The sequence below is a fragment of the Roseateles sp. genome, from assembly GCF_049240545.1.
Lineage (GTDB): Bacteria > Pseudomonadota > Gammaproteobacteria > Burkholderiales > Burkholderiaceae_C > Paucibacter_A.
Genome location: NZ_JBMLSK010000076.1, coordinates 16,133 through 33,326, shown reverse-complemented (window position 1 = coordinate 33,326; position 17,194 = coordinate 16,133). Strand labels below are relative to the sequence as shown.

Sequence of the window (17,194 nt, the reverse complement as noted above, 5' to 3'; positions counted from 1 at the left end):
GGCAAGGGCTTTGCCGTGGTGGCGGCCGAGGTGCGCAAGCTGGCCGAGCGCAGCCAGGTGGCGGCGCAAGAGATTGGCAGCTTGGCCAGCAGCAGCGTGAGCTTGGCGGAAAAGGCCGGCCACTTGCTCAGCAATATGGTGCCCTCGATTCAGAAGACCTCGGAGCTGGTGCAGGAGATCTCGGCCGCGTCCGGGGAACAGTCGGAAGGCGTGGCGCAAATCAGCGCCGCCATGAATCACCTCTCCAACACCACGCAACAAACGGCCTCCGCTTCGGAGCAGTTGTCTGCCACCGCTGAACAGTTGTCGGCGCAAGCCGCGCAGTTGCAGGAGCAAATGGCCTTCTTCCGGCTCGCGGACGAAGCGTCGAGTTCCTCACGTCCGCCGGGACACGGCAGCATCAGCCCGACAAAAGCTCCCTCAGCCGCGGCGCGCCACGAACTCAAGCCCAGCGCCAAATTGATGGCCGCCCGCCGCAGCGCTGCCCCCCCGCCCGCGGCTCAGGGCGAGCAGAGCCGCAGCACCTCATCCACCGAGGGCACGAGCGCCACAGGCAAGAGCCGCGTGACAAAAGCAGCACGCGACGGCGAAGTCGATGAGTCCTTCTTCAAACGATTCTGAGGTGCCCCGATGAACCATGTTAAGGATGCCCCGGCCGACCTGCTGCGCGGCGCGATCTCAGAGATGGCCAGCGCCGGGCCGATGCGGCAACTGCTGCGCCTGGCGGTGGGCCGCGAGACCTTGGTCATCCCGATTGAGGTGGTCCGAGAGATTCTGGAGGTGGGCCGCATGACGCCCCTGCCGCAGACGCCCGACTTTGTGCATGGCGTGATGAATCTGCGCGGCGCCGTGGTGCCGGTGATTGATCTGAGTGCGCGCTTTGGCTTCGGCCCCACCCAAGTGGGAAGGCGTACCGCCATCATCGTGGTGGAGGCCAAGGGTGACGATGACTATGAACATCTGGTCGCCGGCGTTCTGGTGGACGCGGTGTACGAGGTGCTGGACGTGGACTCCAAACGCATCGAACCGGTACCGACCCTCGGCGTGGCCATTGCGGCCGAATTTCTGGCCGGCATGGTCAATGTGCGTGATGGTTATGCGGCCCTGCTGAATCTGGACCAAGTGCTCTCCCCTGTGGCGCTCTCACAGTTGATCGCCGCCTCCCAAGCCCGATGAACCAGCACACGACCTGAGCCCTCACCCCATGAGCCAACTGACCCCCGAATCCTTCAGGGCCATCACCGATTTGTTTCACCGCATCTCCGGCATCAAGCTGGTCGAGAGCAAGCACGCCCTGGTGCAAAGCCGGCTGCAAAAACTCAGCACCGATGCCGGCGAGCCGGATATCAACGTCTTTGTTCAAAAGATGGTGCGTGGCCAGATGCCGGAATCGCTGCTGGTCAGTGTCGTGGACAAGTTGACCACCAACGAGACCTACTTCTTTCGTGAGCCGCAGCATTTTGAAGACTTGGCACGCCGCGCCCAGGCGCACAAAGACGGCAGTGAGTTCTTGGTCTGGAGCGGCGCCTCGTCCTCCGGCGAAGAGGCCTACAGCATTGCCATGACCCTGGCCGACCAGATGGGTCTGAGCAAGGGCGCCCGCCCCTGGTCGATCCGAGGGACGGACCTGTCCACTTCGGTGGTGGACAGTGCCCGCCAAGGGCTCTACCCCATGGAGCGTGCGCGCAATGTCTCGCAGGACTATCTGAAGCGCTTTTGTCTGAAGGGCTTCGGGCCCTATGAAGGCCACTTGCTGATCAACCGCGAATTGCGTGCGCGCGTGCAATTCCAATGCGCCAATTTGATGCAGCCGCTGCCCCCGCTGCCGATGTTTGATGTGATTTTTTTGCGCAATGTTTTGATCTACTTCGATGGACCGGCGAAAACTGCCATCGTCAGCCGGGTGATTGAGCGCCTGAAACCGGGCGGAGTGCTTTATCCTGGGCATGCTGAATCATTGGCCGCTCTTGGCCTGCCCCTCAAGGCAATCGCTCCTGCGATTTATCAACATGCATAAGCACGGTCAAGGTCACGGTCATGGCCACCACGCGCCCGCACCGGCGGCCAAGCCCGGCCAGACGGCTGGGCCGCAGCTGATCAACCTGATGCCGGGCCAATGGCACTTTGGTCAAGGCGCTTTGCTGAAGACCTTGTTGGGGTCGTGTGTCGCAATCACGCTCTGGCATCCGATCAAACGCTATGGCGGCATGTGCCACTACCTGCTACCCAGCCGCAGCACGCGAGGCGCAGGCCCGCTGGATGGTCGCTATGGCGACGAGGCGGTCGAGCTGTTGCTGCAGTCGATTCAGCGCACCGGCACCAAACCCAGCGAATACCAGGCGCATCTCTATGGCGGCGCCGACACCATGCCCGACGGCGTGAACATCAAGTTCAATGTCGGCGAGCGCAATATCGAAATGGGCTGGAGCCTGATCGACAAACACGGTTTCCAGATGCAAGACGTCGATGTCGGTGACTGTGTGCCGCGCACGGTTACCATTGACCTGCCGACCGGTCGCGTCGAGGTCAAGCGCAGCGCCGGTCATGGCGCCGTGGGAGGCAAGAAATGAGCGCCCCGCTACGCGTCGCCATCATTGACGACTCAGCGGTGGTGCGAAAGCACCTGAGCAGCGTCTTGGAAACCGCCGGCATCCAGGTCAGCATCACCGCCAGCGACCCCTTGTTTGCCTGGCCCAAGCTGGAGGCCGATTGGCCCGACGTGATTGTGCTGGATGTGGAGATGCCGCGCATGGATGGCATCAGCTTTCTCAAGCGCCTGATGAGCGAGCACCCCATGCCGGTGGTGATGTGCTCCACCTTGACCGAGGCGGGCTGCGAGACCACGATGCAGGCCTTGGCCGCCGGGGCGGTCAGTTTTGTGACCAAACCCAAGATCGGCCTTCGTGACTTTCTTGAAGACCCCGGCAACGGCTTGGTCGGCGCCGTGCGGGCCGCGGCACGGGCCAATGTGCGCGCCCTACCCAGCCAGATCGCCGGACAAGCGGGCCGCAGTTTGAGCGCGGCAGCGCCGGTCGGCCGCCCGCTGCCGATGTCAGCCCCCCTTGCCTTGAACGCGATGGCCGAAACCACCGATCGGGTGATTGCTTTTGGCAGCTCGACCGGCGGCGTCCAGACCATTGAGGCGGTGCTCAAGCAACTGCCGCGCACGACGCCCGGGATTGTGCTGGTTCAACACATGCCGGAGAAGTTCACCCACTCCTTCGCCGCCCGATTGAACACGGTGACCGACCTGGAAGTGCTCGAGGCCAAGGACGGTGATCGGGTCATCAACGGTCGCGTGCTGGTGGCGCCCGGCGGTCGACATATGCAGCTGAAACGCAGCGGTGCCCAGTATGTGGTGGAGGTTCGCGATGGCCCGCTGGTCAACCATCACAAGCCCTCCGTCGACGTGCTGTTCAAGTCAGTGGCGCATTGCGCGGGGCGCAATGCCATTGGTGCCATCTTCACCGGCATGGGCGAAGACGGCGCGCGCGGTCTGCTGGAGATGCGCAAGTCCGGTGCCGTGACGCTGGCCCAGGATGAAGCCAGCTGCGTGGTCTACGGCATGCCCAAAGCCGCAGCCGAACTCGGCGCGGCCCAGCATGTGGTGGCGCTTCAGGACATGGCCGACACGCTGCTTCAGTTGGGCGGTGTCGCGAGGCCGCCGAAATTCGGCGCCTAAGCCGTTCAAGCAGAACGGACCGCGCGGCAACTCAGCGCAGCACCTTGCCAATCACCTTCATCAACTCCATCGGGCTGAAGGGCTTGACCAAGTACTCGTCGGCTCCGGCTTTCAGGCCGGCCTGTTTGTCCGCTTCCTGGCCTCTTGCGGTCAACAAAATCACCTTGGTTCGCTTCAGTGCGGGATCGCCCTTGATGCGTTGACAGACCTGCAGGCCGTTCAATCCCCCGGGCATCATCACATCGAGCAAGACCAGATCGGGCTTGGCACTTGCGGCCTTGCTGAGCCCCTCGTCGCCATTGGGCGCCTCCTCGATTTCATAGTCATCAAACTCCAGGGTGACACGAATCAACTCACGAATTTCTTCTTGGTCCTCAACAATCAGAATCTTCTTCATGGATTCGCTCCGGGGCAGCAAACAAGTGCTCATGATGATGCCTGAAACCGGGCCAAGATGGAGCACAAACAACACGCACCATCCCCGTTTCTCGCGCGAGATGCACAGTCCTCGCTCAGGGGCTCAAGATTGACCTACAGTCGGCCGAAGAGCTGGATCAAGCCAGAACCGGATTTGCATTTCAGATGAACCCGAATTCAAGCCACGATCGGACGATGTTGGCCGTCGTCATCACCAACGCGGTGCTGGCGGTGGTCTTGGGAGGTGCCCAAGGCGCCCTCGTCAGCGCGCTTCAGTGGGCCCTTCCCGGCGTGGTGTTGGCGGCCTTGAACTACCACTACCGAAGCAACAGCCTGACGGGGAGGCTTGGTTTTGCGACGGTGCTGGTCGTCATGGTCGCCCTGCAGTTGCAACTGACCCAAGGGGCCAGCAGCGTCCACGCCAACATCTACATCTCGCTGTGCCTGCTGCTGCCCTACGGTGACTGGATCGTCATCGCCTACATGACGGGACTGTTTTGCCTGCACAGCCTGGCCTTCCATTTCTTCTCCTCCAGCACCATGCCGTTGTACGTGCACGAGGCGACGGGGACTTGGTCGTTGGTGGCCGATTGGGGCTTTCTGCTGGTTCTGAGCGCATTCCTGATCATTGCCGCACGCCAAATGCACCGCCAAGCCATGGAACGGTTCGAGATGGAGTTTCTGGTCAAGGCCATGGGCAAGCACGGACCGATACGACTCAACTTCGACGCGGTACGCACCGACTCGTCCGTGGGTCTACGCCTCAAGCATGTACAGCAGCGAATGGCTGCGGCTTTGCGACAGGTGCGTGATGCCGTCTTCAAGGTCCATGATGCAGCGCAAGAAGTGGGCAGCAGCAGTTCCGAGCTGATGGAGCGCACCAATCGCACAGCATCCGGTCTTGCCGATGCGGCCATGTCCTTGGAACAAATCACCGTGATCGTGCAAGAGAGCGCGCGCGCCTCCAAAGAGGCCCTGGCGCATTCGCAGGCCTCTTCGGAAATGGCCTCCCAAGGCGGGCGGGTCGTGCAGCAGATGGTCGACACGATGCAGGAGATCGATCGCTCTTCGCGCCGCATCACCGACATCATCGGGGTCATCGACGCGATTGCGTTCCAAACCAATATCTTGGCGCTGAACGCTGCGGTCGAAGCGGCCCGAGCCGGCGAACAAGGGCGCGGATTTGCGGTCGTCGCCAGTGAAGTACGCATGCTGGCCGGTCGATCGGCCGAGGCCGCCAAGGAGATCAAACAATTGATTGCGGCTTCAACGGCAACTGTGGAACGAGGCAACCAGCAGGCCAGCTTGGCCAGCAACACCATGAACGAGTTGGTGAACTCGGTTCAGAACGTCAGCACCGTCTTTGACAACCTCTCAGCCGACAACGCCGAGCACGCTCAAGGCTTGGAAGCCGTGGCCGCTTCGGTCAAGGAGCTGGATGCGGTGACGCGCCAGAACGTGCATGTGGCCGAGCGCTCGGGCCAGATCGCCGACGATCTCTTGCAACAAGCCTTGACCTTGGCCGAAGTCTTGAGCACTTTCCGTCTCGGGGACGACACCGCGGTGAGTGAGTTGCTGAAGGCCGCACAGAAATCGGCACAGCTTTCCGGGCAAACACGAGCGGCTCAGGCGCAGCGCAATACCGCTGCGCAGAGCACGCAAAGCAAGGACGGCGAATCCCAGGTGGACTTTTTCTGAAGGCAGCCTCCACGCATGAGCAATGCCCCAAGAATCCCTGAGTCGCATGGCGGCCTATGGCGCAGGCCAGGCCAGTGGAGGCAAGCGGCCGCTGCAAGCCAGGACAAGGCCGGCATCGGCAAGGGCACGAAGTGAAGCTCCTGTTCGGCTCGGATTGGCGCCGCCGCCTGCGGCCGCTGGCCCGACTCGGCGCTGAGCTGACCGGCCTCTTGCTGCTGTGCGCCGCACTGCAGCTTTTCTGGTTTCAAGCGCACTTGGAAGCGCTGTCTTGGGAGATGCAGCTTTGGGCGCAGTTGGCGCTCTGGATGCTGCCCTCCGTGCTGCTGCTTGCCAAGCGCGGTGGCGCGATTGCCCGCAACAGCTTGGGGCAGCTCCCCGCCAGCATGCTGAGCGCGCCGCTGCTGCGAGCCCGACTGGTGCTGGCGGTCGGGCTGATGCTCAGCGCCCTCTTGCTGCACTATCAGATCAGCAGCATCCGCAGCCTCTCGCAGGTGCGCTTCGAGCGCCTGGCCGACACGCTGGAAGAAGAGATGCGCCGCCGCTTCGAGTTCCCCAGCCATGGTATGCGCGCCCTGGCGGCCCACTATGCGGCGAGCCTGTCTTTGCGCCGGGATGAGTTTGCCCATTTCGTGCAAGCCAACCGCCCGCCGCTTGAGTTCAGCGCGGTCAACAGCTTTGGCTTCATCGAGCGGGTCTTCCAGGAGGATTTAGATAACTTCGTTCATCAGCAGCGCAGCAGCGGTGCTGCGGATTTCGACGTCGCCCCGGCCTCATCAAGGTCGGAGCTTTTCATCGTGAAATACATTGAGCCACTGGCCCAGAACCGCCCCCTGCTGGGTCAGGATCTGGGCGCAGAGCCGGTGCGCCGCCTGGCACTGGAGCTCGCCTACCGGACCGGGCAGCTCACCCTGTCTGGCCCCATCCAGCTCGATCACAAGGGCGGGCTGAGCACCGGCTTTCTGTATCTATTGCCCTTGCATTTCAACGGCGCCGCCCTCGACACCGAATTGAACAGAGTTGAGGCCACAGCAGGTCTGCTTTTTGTACCGCTGGTGGTTGACGACTTGATGGCCGGCATCGGCGCCAGCGTCCAAGGTCTGCTGGATTTCCAAATCTTCGATGGCCCGGCAGGAAAGGCCCAAAGCCCTTTGTTCGAGCTCGACGCAAGGAATCGAGCGAGCAGCCAGGGACTCACAAGGCCCGACGACGAGCAGGCCCACAAACGCATGTTTGAGAATGATCGAAGCCTGTTTGTCGGCGGCCGAGAGTTGGGCCTTCGCCTCAGAAGTACAGACACCTTCGCCAAGCTTTCCGCCGAGAGTCATCCGGTCCTCGTGAGCTTGGGCGCTGCCGCCATGAGTTTTTTGGCGGCCACGATTGTCTATCTGCTGAGCATCGGGCGGGTGCGCGCGGAATTCCTGGCCCAGGAGATGACGGGCGACCTCAGGCGGGCCACAGCACAGGCCGAAGCCGCGCTGCGCGATCACCGTTTCATGCTGGATACGCTGAACCAGCACTCACTGGTGTCGATGGCCGACCCGCAAGGCCGGCTGATCTACGCCAATGACGAGTTCTGTCGGATAACCGGCTATAGCCGCGACGAACTGCTGGGACAAAACCACAGCATCGTGGCCCCGCTGGCCGAGTCCAGCGAGGTGTTGGAACAAGGTCGCGCCCTCTTGGCTCGCGGGCAGATATGGTCGAGCTCCATGGGCTTCAGCACCAAGCAAGGTCAGGCCCTTTGGGTCAAGCTGACGGTCGCCCCCTGCCTGAATGAAGCCGGAGAGATCGAACGCTATGTGGCGATTCAAACCGACATCAGCACCCAGAAGCAGTTGGAAGAGAGTCTGGCGCAAGGCAATGAACGATTCACCCTGGCACTCGAGGGGGGGTCTGATGGGCTCTGGGATCGCATCGACACCCATGGTGACGCCGAATGGTGGTCGCCGCAGTACTTTCGCCTGCTGGGTCTTGAACCGGGCGAGATCCACCCGAGCGTCAGCGAGTTCGATCGGCGCCTTCACCCCGACGATCTGGCGCACACCTTGGCCGCCTTGGCAGATGCGCTGCAAGACATCGAGCCCTACGACGTCGAGTTCCGCCTATTCATTCGCGGCTGTGGCTATCGCTGGTTCCGCTCCCGGGCCAAGGTCTTCTTCGATGAACAGGGCCAGCATCGGCGCATGGCCGGCTCACTGCAGGACGTGCATGAGTTGAAGATGGCTGAAGCGCGGATGAAGGAGCGCAGCGAGCAGCTGGCCGCGGTGTTTGCGCTCAGCCCCGATGGCTTTGTCTCGATTGGTACCGAGCAGACGGTGCGCTATGCCAGCCCAGCCTTTACCCATTTAACAGGCATCAGCGTCGACAGCGTGCTCGATATGGAGCCAACGGCACTGCTGAACCGCCTTTGCAGTCAGGCGAGCGACGGGCCGACGGAGCAAGGCTTTAGGTGGCAGGAGGCCTGCGCTGAATCACTGAACATGCAGACGCTCAAGCTGGGTCCGCATAAGCTGGAAATCGGGAGCCCGCGACGGCGGGTGCTGGAATTGAGCCTGCATGAAGGCGGTGCCGGCGAGGTTTCGCAAGTGCTACTGCTGCGCGATGTGACGCACCAACATGAAGTCGATCAACTGAAGAGCGAGTTTCTCAGCACCGCGGCTCATGAATTGCGAACACCAATGGCCAGCATCTACGGCTTCACCGAGTTGCTGATGACGCGCGAGATGCCAGCGCATCGGCAAAAGCAAATGCTGGAGAAGATCTACCGGCAGAGCGAAGCGATGATCGCCATCCTCAATGAGCTGCTGGACCTGGCCCGCATCGAAGCCCGGCGCGGCCAGGATTTCGAGTTCAAGCACCAAACGATGCAAAAGCTGGTGGAGCAGGTCCTGCAAGACTTTCCGATCCCGGAGAACCGAACGCCCCCCGAGTTTGATCCCAACACCCTGCCGCTGTGGGTCCATGTGGATGCACTGAAGATCCAGCAGGTGGTGCGCAATCTGGTTTCCAATGCCTACAAATTCTCCTCAGCCGGCACCCGCATCTGGGTGCGCCTGTCACAAACGACAGAAGAACCGCCTCAAGCCCGACTGGAGGTTCAGGATCAGGGCAAGGGCATGACGCCAGAGCAGTTGGGCCGCGTCACCGAACGCTTCTACCGCGCTGATCCGTCGGGTACGGTACTCGGCGCTGGCTTGGGCATGAGTATCGTCAAGGAGATCATCGAACTCCACGGCGGGCAACTGCGGCTGAGCAGCGAACCGGGCATCGGCAGCACGATCACCGTGCTGCTGCCCTTGCAGGCCGCACCGCTGTCTGCATCCACTTCAACATTGGACGGGGAAAGCCCTGTTGTTTGACGCACCGTCATCGGGCGTTGCTGGCCTAATCGTGAGCAAAGCCACAGGCGCATGGCTGCGCGCAGCCGTGGCTCGGTTTACAGTGTGAAAGGAGTCGCAGCCCTGCTCATTCGAGCCGTTTTCTGCGATCCCGGTCCAAGTCTTCCTCCATCAAAAGCCTTCTAGAAACCTAGCAATGGATGCCACCCTGGCCGAGCCACCCCAATCCGCCCTTTCCGGCGTGGCCCGCATGTTGGTGCACGCGGGCAAGCTGCAGGCCAAGGTCGCCGAGGACTTGGCCCGTCAGGCGCGTGAGAAGAAGATCAGCTTTGTCACCTCGGTGATTGCTTCGGGCGCGGTGTCCTCGGTCGATCTGGCGCATACCTTGTCCAGCGCCTTGGCTTTACCGCTGCTGGATCTGAATGCGATGGATCCCCAGCGCATGCCGCACAACATCATCGACGGCAAGCTGGCCTTGCAGTACCAGGTGGTGGTGTTGGGTCGACGTGGCAGCCGGCTGTTCATCGGAGGCGCTGACCCGACCGACCAAGAAGTGGTCGAGCGCATCAAGTTCGCCACCCAGCTGTCGCCCGAGTGGGTGATTGTTGAGCACGACAAACTGGCCAAGATGCTGGCCGGCTCAGGCAGCAGCGTCAGTGAGACCTTGGAGTCGATGTCTGGCGGCGACTTCGACTTCGACATTGGCGAAGAAGAAGCCGCGCCCCAACAAGAAGCCGCCGACATGGGCGATGTGGAAGACGCGCCGGTGGTGCGCTTCCTGCAAAAGATGCTGGTCGACGCCATCAATATGCGCGCCTCCGACTTGCACTTCGAGCCCTACGAATACCACTACCGGGTGCGCTTCCGTGTGGACGGTGAGTTACGCGAAATCACCCAGCCGCCAATTGCCATCAAGGACAAGCTGTCTTCGCGCATCAAGGTGCTGTCGCGCCTGGACATTGCCGAGCGGCGTGTGCCGCAAGACGGGCGTATGAAGCTCAAGTTCGGCGCCAAGGCGATCGACTTCCGGATCAGCACCCTGCCCACCTTGTTCGGCGAAAAGATCGTGATCCGGATTCTGGATCCGTCTTCTGCCAAGCTGGGCATTGACGCGCTGGGCTACGAGAAGATCGAGAAAGAACGCTTGCTGGCCGCCATCTCGCGTCCCTACGGCATGGTGCTGGTGACCGGCCCCACCGGCTCGGGCAAGACGGTGTCGCTGTACACCTGCTTGAACATCTTGAACCAGCCTGGCGTCAATATCTCCACCGTGGAAGACCCGGCCGAAATCAATTTGCCTGGCATCAACCAGGTCAATGTCAATGACAAGGCCGGCTTGAGCTTCTCTGCCGCGCTGAAGTCCTTCCTGCGTCAGGATCCCGACATCATCATGGTGGGCGAGATCCGCGATTTGGAAACGGCCGACATCGCCATCAAGGCTGCCCAGACCGGCCATATGGTGATGTCCACGCTGCACACCAATGACGCGCCAAAGACGCTCACCCGCCTGCTAAACATGGGCGTGGCGCCCTTCAACATCGCCTCCAGCGTGCTCTTGATCACCGCCCAGCGCCTGGTACGGCGCCTGTGCGAAAACTGCAAAGCCCCCGCCGAGTACCCGCGCGAGGCCTTGTTGCGGGCCGGCTTCCAGGAAGAAGAACTGGACGGCAGTTGGAAGCAGTACCGCGCAGTCGGCTGCTCCAGTTGTAACAGTGGTTACAAAGGACGGGTCGGCCTTTACCAAGTGATGCCCATTACCGAGTCGATTCAGCGCATCATCCTGGCGGAAGGTTCGGCCATGGACATCGCCGCGCAGGCCAAGGCCGATGGCGTGCGCGATCTGCGCCAGTTCGGCTTGGTCAAGGTCCGACTGGGTGTCACCACCCTTGAAGAAGTGCTGGCCGCAACCAATGAATAATTCGCACGCTTTTATCGCTGCGTGCACGGGCACAGTGCCCAGGAGCTGATGGATATGGCAACGACGACGGCATCCAAGGGCGCGAATGACGCGACCTATGAATGGGAAGGCAAAGACCGTAACGGCAAAGTGGTGCGGGGCGAATTGCGCGCCGGCGGCGAGGCCATGGTCAGCGCCACCCTGCGCCGCCAAGGCATCTTGGTCAGCAAGGTCAAGAAGCGCCGTGTCAGCGGCGGCAAGTCCATCAAGCAAAAAGACATTGCCATCTTCACCCGCCAACTGGCCACCATGATGCGGGCCGGTGTGCCGCTGCTGCAGTCTTTTGAAATTGTGGGCCGCGGCAGTACGAACCCCAAGCTGACTCGCCTGCTGAATGACATTCGCCAGGATGTGGAAACCGGCACCAGCTTGTCCACCTCTTTGCGCAAGCACCCGCTCTACTTCGACGCGCTGTATTGCAATCTGGTCGAGGCTGGTGAAGCCGCCGGTATCTTGGAATCGTTGCTGGACCGCTTGGCCGTCTACCAAGAAAAAACGGTGGCCATCAAGAACAAAATCAAGTCCGCGCTGACCTATCCGGTGGCCGTGCTGGTCGTGGCCTTTGTGGTGGTGGCGGTCATCATGATTTTCGTAGTACCGGCCTTCAAGGACGTGTTCAAGTCCTTCGGGGCCGATCTGCCTGCACCCACGCTGGCGGTGATCGCCATGTCGGAGTTCTTCGTTGCCTATTGGTGGGCGATCTTCTCGACGATTGGCGGCGGCCTGTATTTCTTCTTCCAGTCCTGGAAGCGCTCAGCCAAGATGCAAGCCACCATGGACCGCCTGCTGCTGAAGATCCCGGTCTTTGGTGATCTGCTCTACAAGTCGGCCGTGGCCCGTTGGACTCGCACCTTGTCCACCATGTTCGCAGCTGGCGTGCCGCTGGTGGAGGCGCTGGATTCGGTCGGGGGTGCCTCCGGCAACGCGATCTTTGCGGAAGCCACCGAGAAGATCCAACGCGATGTCTCTACGGGTACGGCCTTGACCACCTCGATGCAATCGACCGGTATCTTCCCCACCATGGTCTTGCAGATGGCTGCCATCGGTGAAGAGTCGGGCTCGCTGGACCATATGCTGTCCAAATCCGCCGAGTTCTACGAGGACGAGGTCGATGAGGCCGTCAAGGCGCTCTCCAGCCTGATGGAACCCTTCATCATCGTGATCCTGGGCGGCATCATCGGTGGCATCGTGGTGTCCATGTATCTGCCCATCTTCAAGCTCGGCCAAGTGGTTTGACGCTGGCCCTACTTGCCGAATTTGCCCATGAATCTAGATCTCAACTTCCTGCTCTCCCCCTTGGTCCTGGGCCTGTTCGGCCTGTGTATCGGCAGTTTTCTGAACGTGGTCATCCACCGCATTCCCTTGATGCTGGAGCGCCAATGGATGGCGGATGCCAGCGCCCAGCTCGGCGATGCAGGCGAACTCAGCCGCGCCGCAGACCTGCCCAGGGATCAGGCCGAAAAGCTGGCCGCTGCCGCTAACAACTTGAGCGAGCGGATTGAGAAGTTGCCCAAGCTTGGCATTGCGCTGCCGCGCTCACGCTGCCCCAAATGCGGCCACCAACTGGCTTGGCATGAGAACCTGCCCTTGCTGGGCTGGTTGCGACTGGGTGGCAAATGTTCCGCCTGCAAAACCCCCATCTCACCGCGCTATCCGGTGATCGAGCTGACTTGCGGCCTGCTATTTGCCGCGCTGTCTTGGCGCTTCGGCGCGCAACCCAGCACCTTGCTGTGGTGCGGTTTTAGCGCCTGCTTGCTGGCGCTTGCCGCCATCGACTGGGACACCACTCTTTTGCCCGACTCCTTGAACCAGCCCTTGCTGTGGGCAGGCTTGGCCGCCGCACTGCTGGGCTTCACCATCCCGCTGGCCGACGCCTTGACCGGCGCACTGGTCGGCTATTTGTCCTTGTGGTCCGTCTATTGGTTGTTCAAGCTGGCCACCGGCAAGGAAGGCATGGGCTATGGGGACTTCAAGCTACTGGCCGCCCTCGGCGCCTGGCTGGGCTGGCAAATGGTCTTGCCGATTGTGCTGGGAGCCTCGCTGATCGGCGCCATCGTCGGCATAGTCATGAAGATGAACGCCAAGTTGCGTGAAGGCCGCTATGTGCCCTTTGGCCCCTTCTTGGCAGGAGGCGGCTTTGTCGTGCTGTTTGCCGGCGCCCCGCGGGTGCTGGGCTGGCTCGGCTGGGCATGAGGATCGGGCTGACCGGCGGCATCGGCAGCGGCAAAAGCACCGTCGCCGGCTTTTGGCGCGAAGCAGGTGCCGCCCTCATCGACACCGATGCGATTGCCAGAAGCTTGAGCGCGGCCGGCGGCGCCGCCATGCCGGCCATCGTGGCCGAGTTTGGCCCCAGATTGAAAGCCGCAGACGGCGCCCTGGACCGTGCTGCCATGCGCGAACTGGCCTTCTCGGATGCCAGCGTCAAGGCCCGTCTGGAGTCCATTCTTCATCCCATGATTGGCGCGCAAACGCGTTTGGAAGAAGCGCAAGCGAGGGCGGAGGGGCGGGAGCTGATCGTCTTCGATGTGCCGCTGCTGGTCGAATCTGGCCATTGGCGCGCCCGGGTTGATCGCGTTCTGGTCATCGATTGCGAAGAAGCGACGCAGCTTGCCCGTGTCAGCCAACGCTCTGGATGGACCGCAGACGCAGCCCGCGCGGTGCTGGCCGCGCAAGCCAGCCGAGCGCAGCGGCGCGCTTGTGCGGACGCAGTGATCTTCAACCAAGAACTGTCCTTGGAGGCCTTGCGCAGGCAAGTCCTGACCCTCGCGCAGGCCTGGCGACAAGGTAAATAGTTCAATGCGCAGCCTCAGCCGGCGCAGCGCCGCCGCAGGCTATGGAACAATCGCAGGGTTTGACGCGCAAAACCACGCGCGCCGCCGCCCACAAGCTGACCGATAGGGATGACCGCCTTGGTCCTTTACGAGTACCCGTTCAACGAGAGCATCCGCACGATGCTGCGTCTGGAGCATCTGTTTGACCGTCTCGGTCAACTGATGGAGCGCGAGACCGCGCTTGACCACCATTTCGCCCTGGTCACCATTTTCGAGATCATGGATGTGGCCGCCCGCGCGGACCTGAAGTCCGATCTGCTGAAGGAACTGGAGCGCCACAAGGCGCAACTGAACGGCTATCGCGGCAACCCTGGCGTGGCCGAGTCGGTGCTCGACGAGGTGATAGCCCGCATCGACCACGCCTTTGAAGGCCTCAACAAGCTCAGCGGCAAAGCGGGCCACGCGCTCAACTCGAATGAATGGCTGATGAGTATTCGCAGCCGCATCAGCATTCCCGGCGGCACTTGCGAGTTCGATCTGCCGGCCTATTACACCTGGCAGCAGTTCTTACCGGTGCGCCGACGTAACGACCTGATGCAGTGGACGCAAAGCCTGATGCCGCTGGCCGAGGCCCTGCAAGTGCTGCTGGGCTTGCTGCGCGACTCCGGCTCGCCGCACAAGGTGGCAGCAGTGGCCGGTCAGTTCCAACAGAACCTGGGCGCAGGCCGCAGCTTCCAATTGCTGCGCATGCGTATCGACCCGAGCTTAGGGCTAGTGCCTGAGATCAGCGGTCACCGCTTGATGATCTCCATCCGCATGATGCGGCAAGACGAAGAAGGGCGCCTGCGCCCTGCCCCTCAGGACGTCAGCTTCGAGCTGACGCTGTGCGCATGAGCAGCCCAGACATCAAGCCGCAAGAGCGCATCGTGCCTTGCCCGACTTGCCGGGGCGACTCGGTCTTCGCGCCCAGCAATCTGTGGCGGCCTTTTTGCAGCCAGCGCTGCCGCCAGATCGATCTGGGCGCCTGGGCCAGCGAGAGCTTCGCGGTTGAAGCCAGCCCGCCGGTCGAGGACGACTCCTTACCTCACTGATGCCACGGCGCCCAAAGCCGCCAAGGCTTGGCGCGCCTCGGCTGCATTGGTGAACAAAACGGCTTGCCAGCCCAGAGCCTGCGCGGCCTCGATGTTCGCCGGGTGATCATCCAAAAAAATGCAATCCTGCGGCGCCAGGCCAAACTGCTGACTGGCGATCTCGAAAATCGGCTGACGCGGCTTGGAGTGCTTGACGCGCCCAGAAAACACGCCGGACTCGAACCACTCGTTCAGCGGGTGACTGCGCTCCAGGTGGTCGGCATAGGGCTCGGGCATATTCGACAGATAGAACAGGCGATGACCAGCCTGCTTCAACTCCTCGATCAGCGCGGCCGTGTCGGTTTGCAACTGCAATTCATTCGGCACTTCTGCCACCACCTGCGCCACCTCGGCGCGTGGCCAGCCAGTGCGCTCGGTGATGCGGGCGATCACCGTCTCGGCATCGATGAGCCCTTGGTCAAAAGCCCCCCAGTCGCCGCCATAGTTCTCAAAAAACTGCGCGGCGACCTCGGCGCCTTCTTCGACATCCGCCACGCGGTGCGGCCAGACGCGCGCCAGAAAACTGGCGGGGTGCCAACGGAACACCACGCCGCCAAAGTCAAAAACGATATTCATGCCAAGAGGTGTTTCAAAAGTCCAGCGGTGGAGCTATCCAGGCCCACAGTGTCACCACTGCTCAAGCGCGGCAGCAGCTGGCCGCACAAGGCCTTGCCCAGCTCGACGCCCCATTGATCAAAGCTATTGATGCCCCAGAGCGCGCCACTGACGAAGACCCGGTGCTCGTACATGGCGATCAAGGCGCCGAGTGAACGCGGCGTCAGCTGATCCAGAACCAAGGTGGTGCTGGGCCGATTGCCGGGGAAGGAACGATGGCGGGCCACCGTTGCGGCGTCCAGCGCCTTGGAGGCCGTCGGCGCTGATTCACCTAAAGCTTCTTCAAACGACTTGCCTTGCATCAGCGCCTGCGACTGCGCCAAGCAGTTGGCCAGCAGCTTGCGATGTTGATCGGCCAAGCGCTCCTTCAGCTCGCCCTGAACATGCGCACCGTGATTGGTGTGCTTGACGGCGATGAATTCGACCGGAATGACGTCCGTACCCTGGTGCAGCATCTGAAAGTAAGCATGCTGGCCATTGGTGCCCGCCTCACCCCAGACCACCGGGCTGGTGGCATAAGGCAAGGCCTGACCCTCACGGTCCACACCCTTGCCATTGCTCTCCATCTCCAGCTGCTGCAGATAGGCCGGCAAGCGGCCCAGGCCCTGGTGATAGGGCGCCACGCTGCGGCTGCTGAAGCCGTGGAAGTTGCGGTACCAAAGGTCAAGCACGCCCAACAATACGGGCAGGTTTTGCTCCAGCGGCGCCTGCGCAAAATGCTGATCCATGGCGTAGGCACCGGCCAACAGCGCGAGGAAGTTTTCGGCGCCGATGGCAATGGCGATCGGCAGGCCGATCACCGACCAGAGCGAGTAGCGCCCGCCCACCCAGTCCCAAAAACCGAAGGTGGTGGTGATGCCAAAGTCGGCCGCCGCCGCGGTATTGCTGCTGGTGGCAACGAAGTGACGTGCGATATCGCTACCGCCGGCTGCCAAGAACCAGCTACGCGCAGCCAAGGCGTTAGCCAGGGTTTCCTGTGTGGTGAAGGTCTTGGAGGCGATCACGAACAAGGTCGTTTCCGGCTTCAGATCGCGCAGCACCGGAGCCAGGTCATGGCCATCCACATTGGACACAAAGTGCAGCTTCAAGCCTGGCTGGGTGAAGCTTTGCAGCGCCTGCACCACCATGGCGGGGCCCAGGTCCGAGCCGCCAATGCCGATGTGGACCACATCGGTGATGCCGCTGCGGGCGCTGTCGCGCACGCTCTCGGCATAGCTCAGCATAGCGCTCAGCGAGGCCTGAACTTCTTCGGTGAACAAGCCCTGACCGGCCGGCGCGCGCAGTGCGGTGTGCAGCACGGCGCGGCCTTCGGTGTGATTGATGGCCTCGCCGGCCAACATCGCATCGCGTTGTGATTCGAGCCCACAGTCCCGCGCCAATTGCAGCAGCAAGGCCAGGGTGTCGGCATCGATGCGGTTCTTGGACAAGTCCGCCAACATCTCCGGCGCCTGGAATGACCAAGCGGCATAACGCTCAGGCTCTTCGGCAAAGGCGCGCCGCAGGTCAAAGCTGCTGCCAACGGCTTCAAAGCGCTGTTGCAGGGCAGACCAGACCGGGCTACGGTCACAACGCGAGGCAAAGGACAT

Annotated in this window: 16 protein-coding genes; 13 read left to right on the top strand and 3 right to left on the bottom strand. The window is 62.0% G+C overall.

Features of this window, described 5'->3' with window-relative positions:
* The 5 genes from ACOVRJ_RS04460 to ACOVRJ_RS04440 form a co-directional block, all read left to right on the top strand.
* Positions 1-621, top strand: a 621-nt coding sequence (locus ACOVRJ_RS04460; protein ID WP_422042692.1) for a methyl-accepting chemotaxis protein, incomplete at its 5' end; no start/stop codon positions are given.
* Between the two features lie 9 nt (positions 622-630).
* Positions 631-1,176, top strand: coding sequence for a chemotaxis protein CheW (locus ACOVRJ_RS04455; RefSeq protein ID WP_422042691.1), 546 nt, complete (start codon positions 631-633; stop codon positions 1,174-1,176).
* A gap of 28 nt (positions 1,177-1,204) precedes the next feature.
* The gene (locus ACOVRJ_RS04450; protein ID WP_422042690.1) at positions 1,205-2,017 is read left to right on the top strand and encodes a CheR family methyltransferase; all 813 of its coding nucleotides are present in this window, start codon (positions 1,205-1,207) and stop codon (positions 2,015-2,017) included.
* Entirely contained in the window at positions 2,010-2,570 is a 561-nt protein-coding gene (locus tag ACOVRJ_RS04445) for a chemotaxis protein CheD (protein ID WP_422042689.1), read from the top strand. The genes ACOVRJ_RS04450 and ACOVRJ_RS04445 overlap by 8 nt, the downstream gene beginning before the upstream one ends.
* Positions 2,567-3,682 (top strand): protein-glutamate methylesterase/protein-glutamine glutaminase, encoded by a 1,116-nt coding sequence (locus tag ACOVRJ_RS04440; RefSeq protein ID WP_422042688.1) that lies wholly within the window; start codon positions 2,567-2,569, stop codon positions 3,680-3,682. Before ACOVRJ_RS04445 ends, ACOVRJ_RS04440 begins: the two co-directional genes overlap by 4 nt.
* A gap of 31 nt (positions 3,683-3,713) precedes the next feature.
* On the opposite strand, the gene ACOVRJ_RS04435 is transcribed toward ACOVRJ_RS04440, so the two are convergent.
* Positions 3,714-4,079, bottom strand: a complete 366-nt coding sequence (locus ACOVRJ_RS04435) for a response regulator transcription factor (RefSeq protein ID WP_422042687.1) — start codon at positions 4,077-4,079, stop codon at positions 3,714-3,716.
* Positions 4,080-4,264: 185 nt separating this feature from the next.
* Between ACOVRJ_RS04435 and ACOVRJ_RS04430 the strand changes: the two genes are divergently transcribed.
* From ACOVRJ_RS04430 to ACOVRJ_RS04395, 8 genes are all read left to right on the top strand, one after another.
* Positions 4,265-5,797: a methyl-accepting chemotaxis protein gene (locus ACOVRJ_RS04430; RefSeq protein ID WP_422042686.1), complete on the top strand. Its 1,533-nt coding sequence runs from the start codon at positions 4,265-4,267 to the stop codon at positions 5,795-5,797.
* 131 nt (positions 5,798-5,928) lie between these two features.
* Entirely contained in the window at positions 5,929-9,156 is a 3,228-nt protein-coding gene (locus tag ACOVRJ_RS04425) for a CHASE domain-containing protein (RefSeq protein WP_422042685.1), read from the top strand.
* A gap of 175 nt (positions 9,157-9,331) precedes the next feature.
* A complete protein-coding gene (gene pilB / locus ACOVRJ_RS04420) occupies positions 9,332-11,053 on the top strand; it encodes a type IV-A pilus assembly ATPase PilB (RefSeq protein ID WP_422042684.1) in 1,722 nt (573 codons plus the stop codon).
* A 54-nt stretch (positions 11,054-11,107) separates the two neighbouring features.
* Positions 11,108-12,328, top strand: coding sequence for a type II secretion system F family protein (locus tag ACOVRJ_RS04415; protein WP_422042683.1), 1,221 nt, complete (start codon positions 11,108-11,110; stop codon positions 12,326-12,328).
* Positions 12,329-12,355: 27 nt separating this feature from the next.
* Positions 12,356-13,285, top strand: a complete 930-nt coding sequence (locus tag ACOVRJ_RS04410) for a prepilin peptidase (protein ID WP_422042682.1) — start codon at positions 12,356-12,358, stop codon at positions 13,283-13,285.
* Positions 13,282-13,884, top strand: a complete 603-nt coding sequence (gene coaE, locus ACOVRJ_RS04405) for a dephospho-CoA kinase (protein WP_422042681.1) — start codon at positions 13,282-13,284, stop codon at positions 13,882-13,884. The genes ACOVRJ_RS04410 and coaE overlap by 4 nt, the downstream gene beginning before the upstream one ends.
* A 117-nt stretch (positions 13,885-14,001) precedes the next feature.
* Positions 14,002-14,757 carry a cell division protein ZapD gene (zapD, locus tag ACOVRJ_RS04400; RefSeq protein ID WP_422042694.1) on the top strand — a complete coding sequence of 252 codons (756 nt, stop codon included), beginning with the start codon at positions 14,002-14,004 and terminating at the stop codon, positions 14,755-14,757.
* The gene (locus tag ACOVRJ_RS04395; RefSeq protein WP_422042680.1) at positions 14,754-14,954 is read left to right on the top strand and encodes a DNA gyrase inhibitor YacG; all 201 of its coding nucleotides are present in this window, start codon (positions 14,754-14,756) and stop codon (positions 14,952-14,954) included. The genes zapD and ACOVRJ_RS04395 overlap by 4 nt, the downstream gene beginning before the upstream one ends.
* Here the strand turns inward: ACOVRJ_RS04395 and ACOVRJ_RS04390 are convergent.
* Both ACOVRJ_RS04390 and pgi read right to left on the bottom strand, forming a co-directional pair.
* Positions 14,943-15,569: an HAD family hydrolase gene (locus tag ACOVRJ_RS04390; protein WP_422042679.1), complete on the bottom strand. Its 627-nt coding sequence runs from the start codon at positions 15,567-15,569 to the stop codon at positions 14,943-14,945. The genes ACOVRJ_RS04395 and ACOVRJ_RS04390 overlap by 12 nt on opposite strands.
* Positions 15,566-17,194 (bottom strand): glucose-6-phosphate isomerase, encoded by a 1,629-nt coding sequence (gene pgi, locus ACOVRJ_RS04385; protein WP_422042678.1) that lies wholly within the window; start codon positions 17,192-17,194, stop codon positions 15,566-15,568. The genes ACOVRJ_RS04390 and pgi overlap by 4 nt, the downstream gene beginning before the upstream one ends.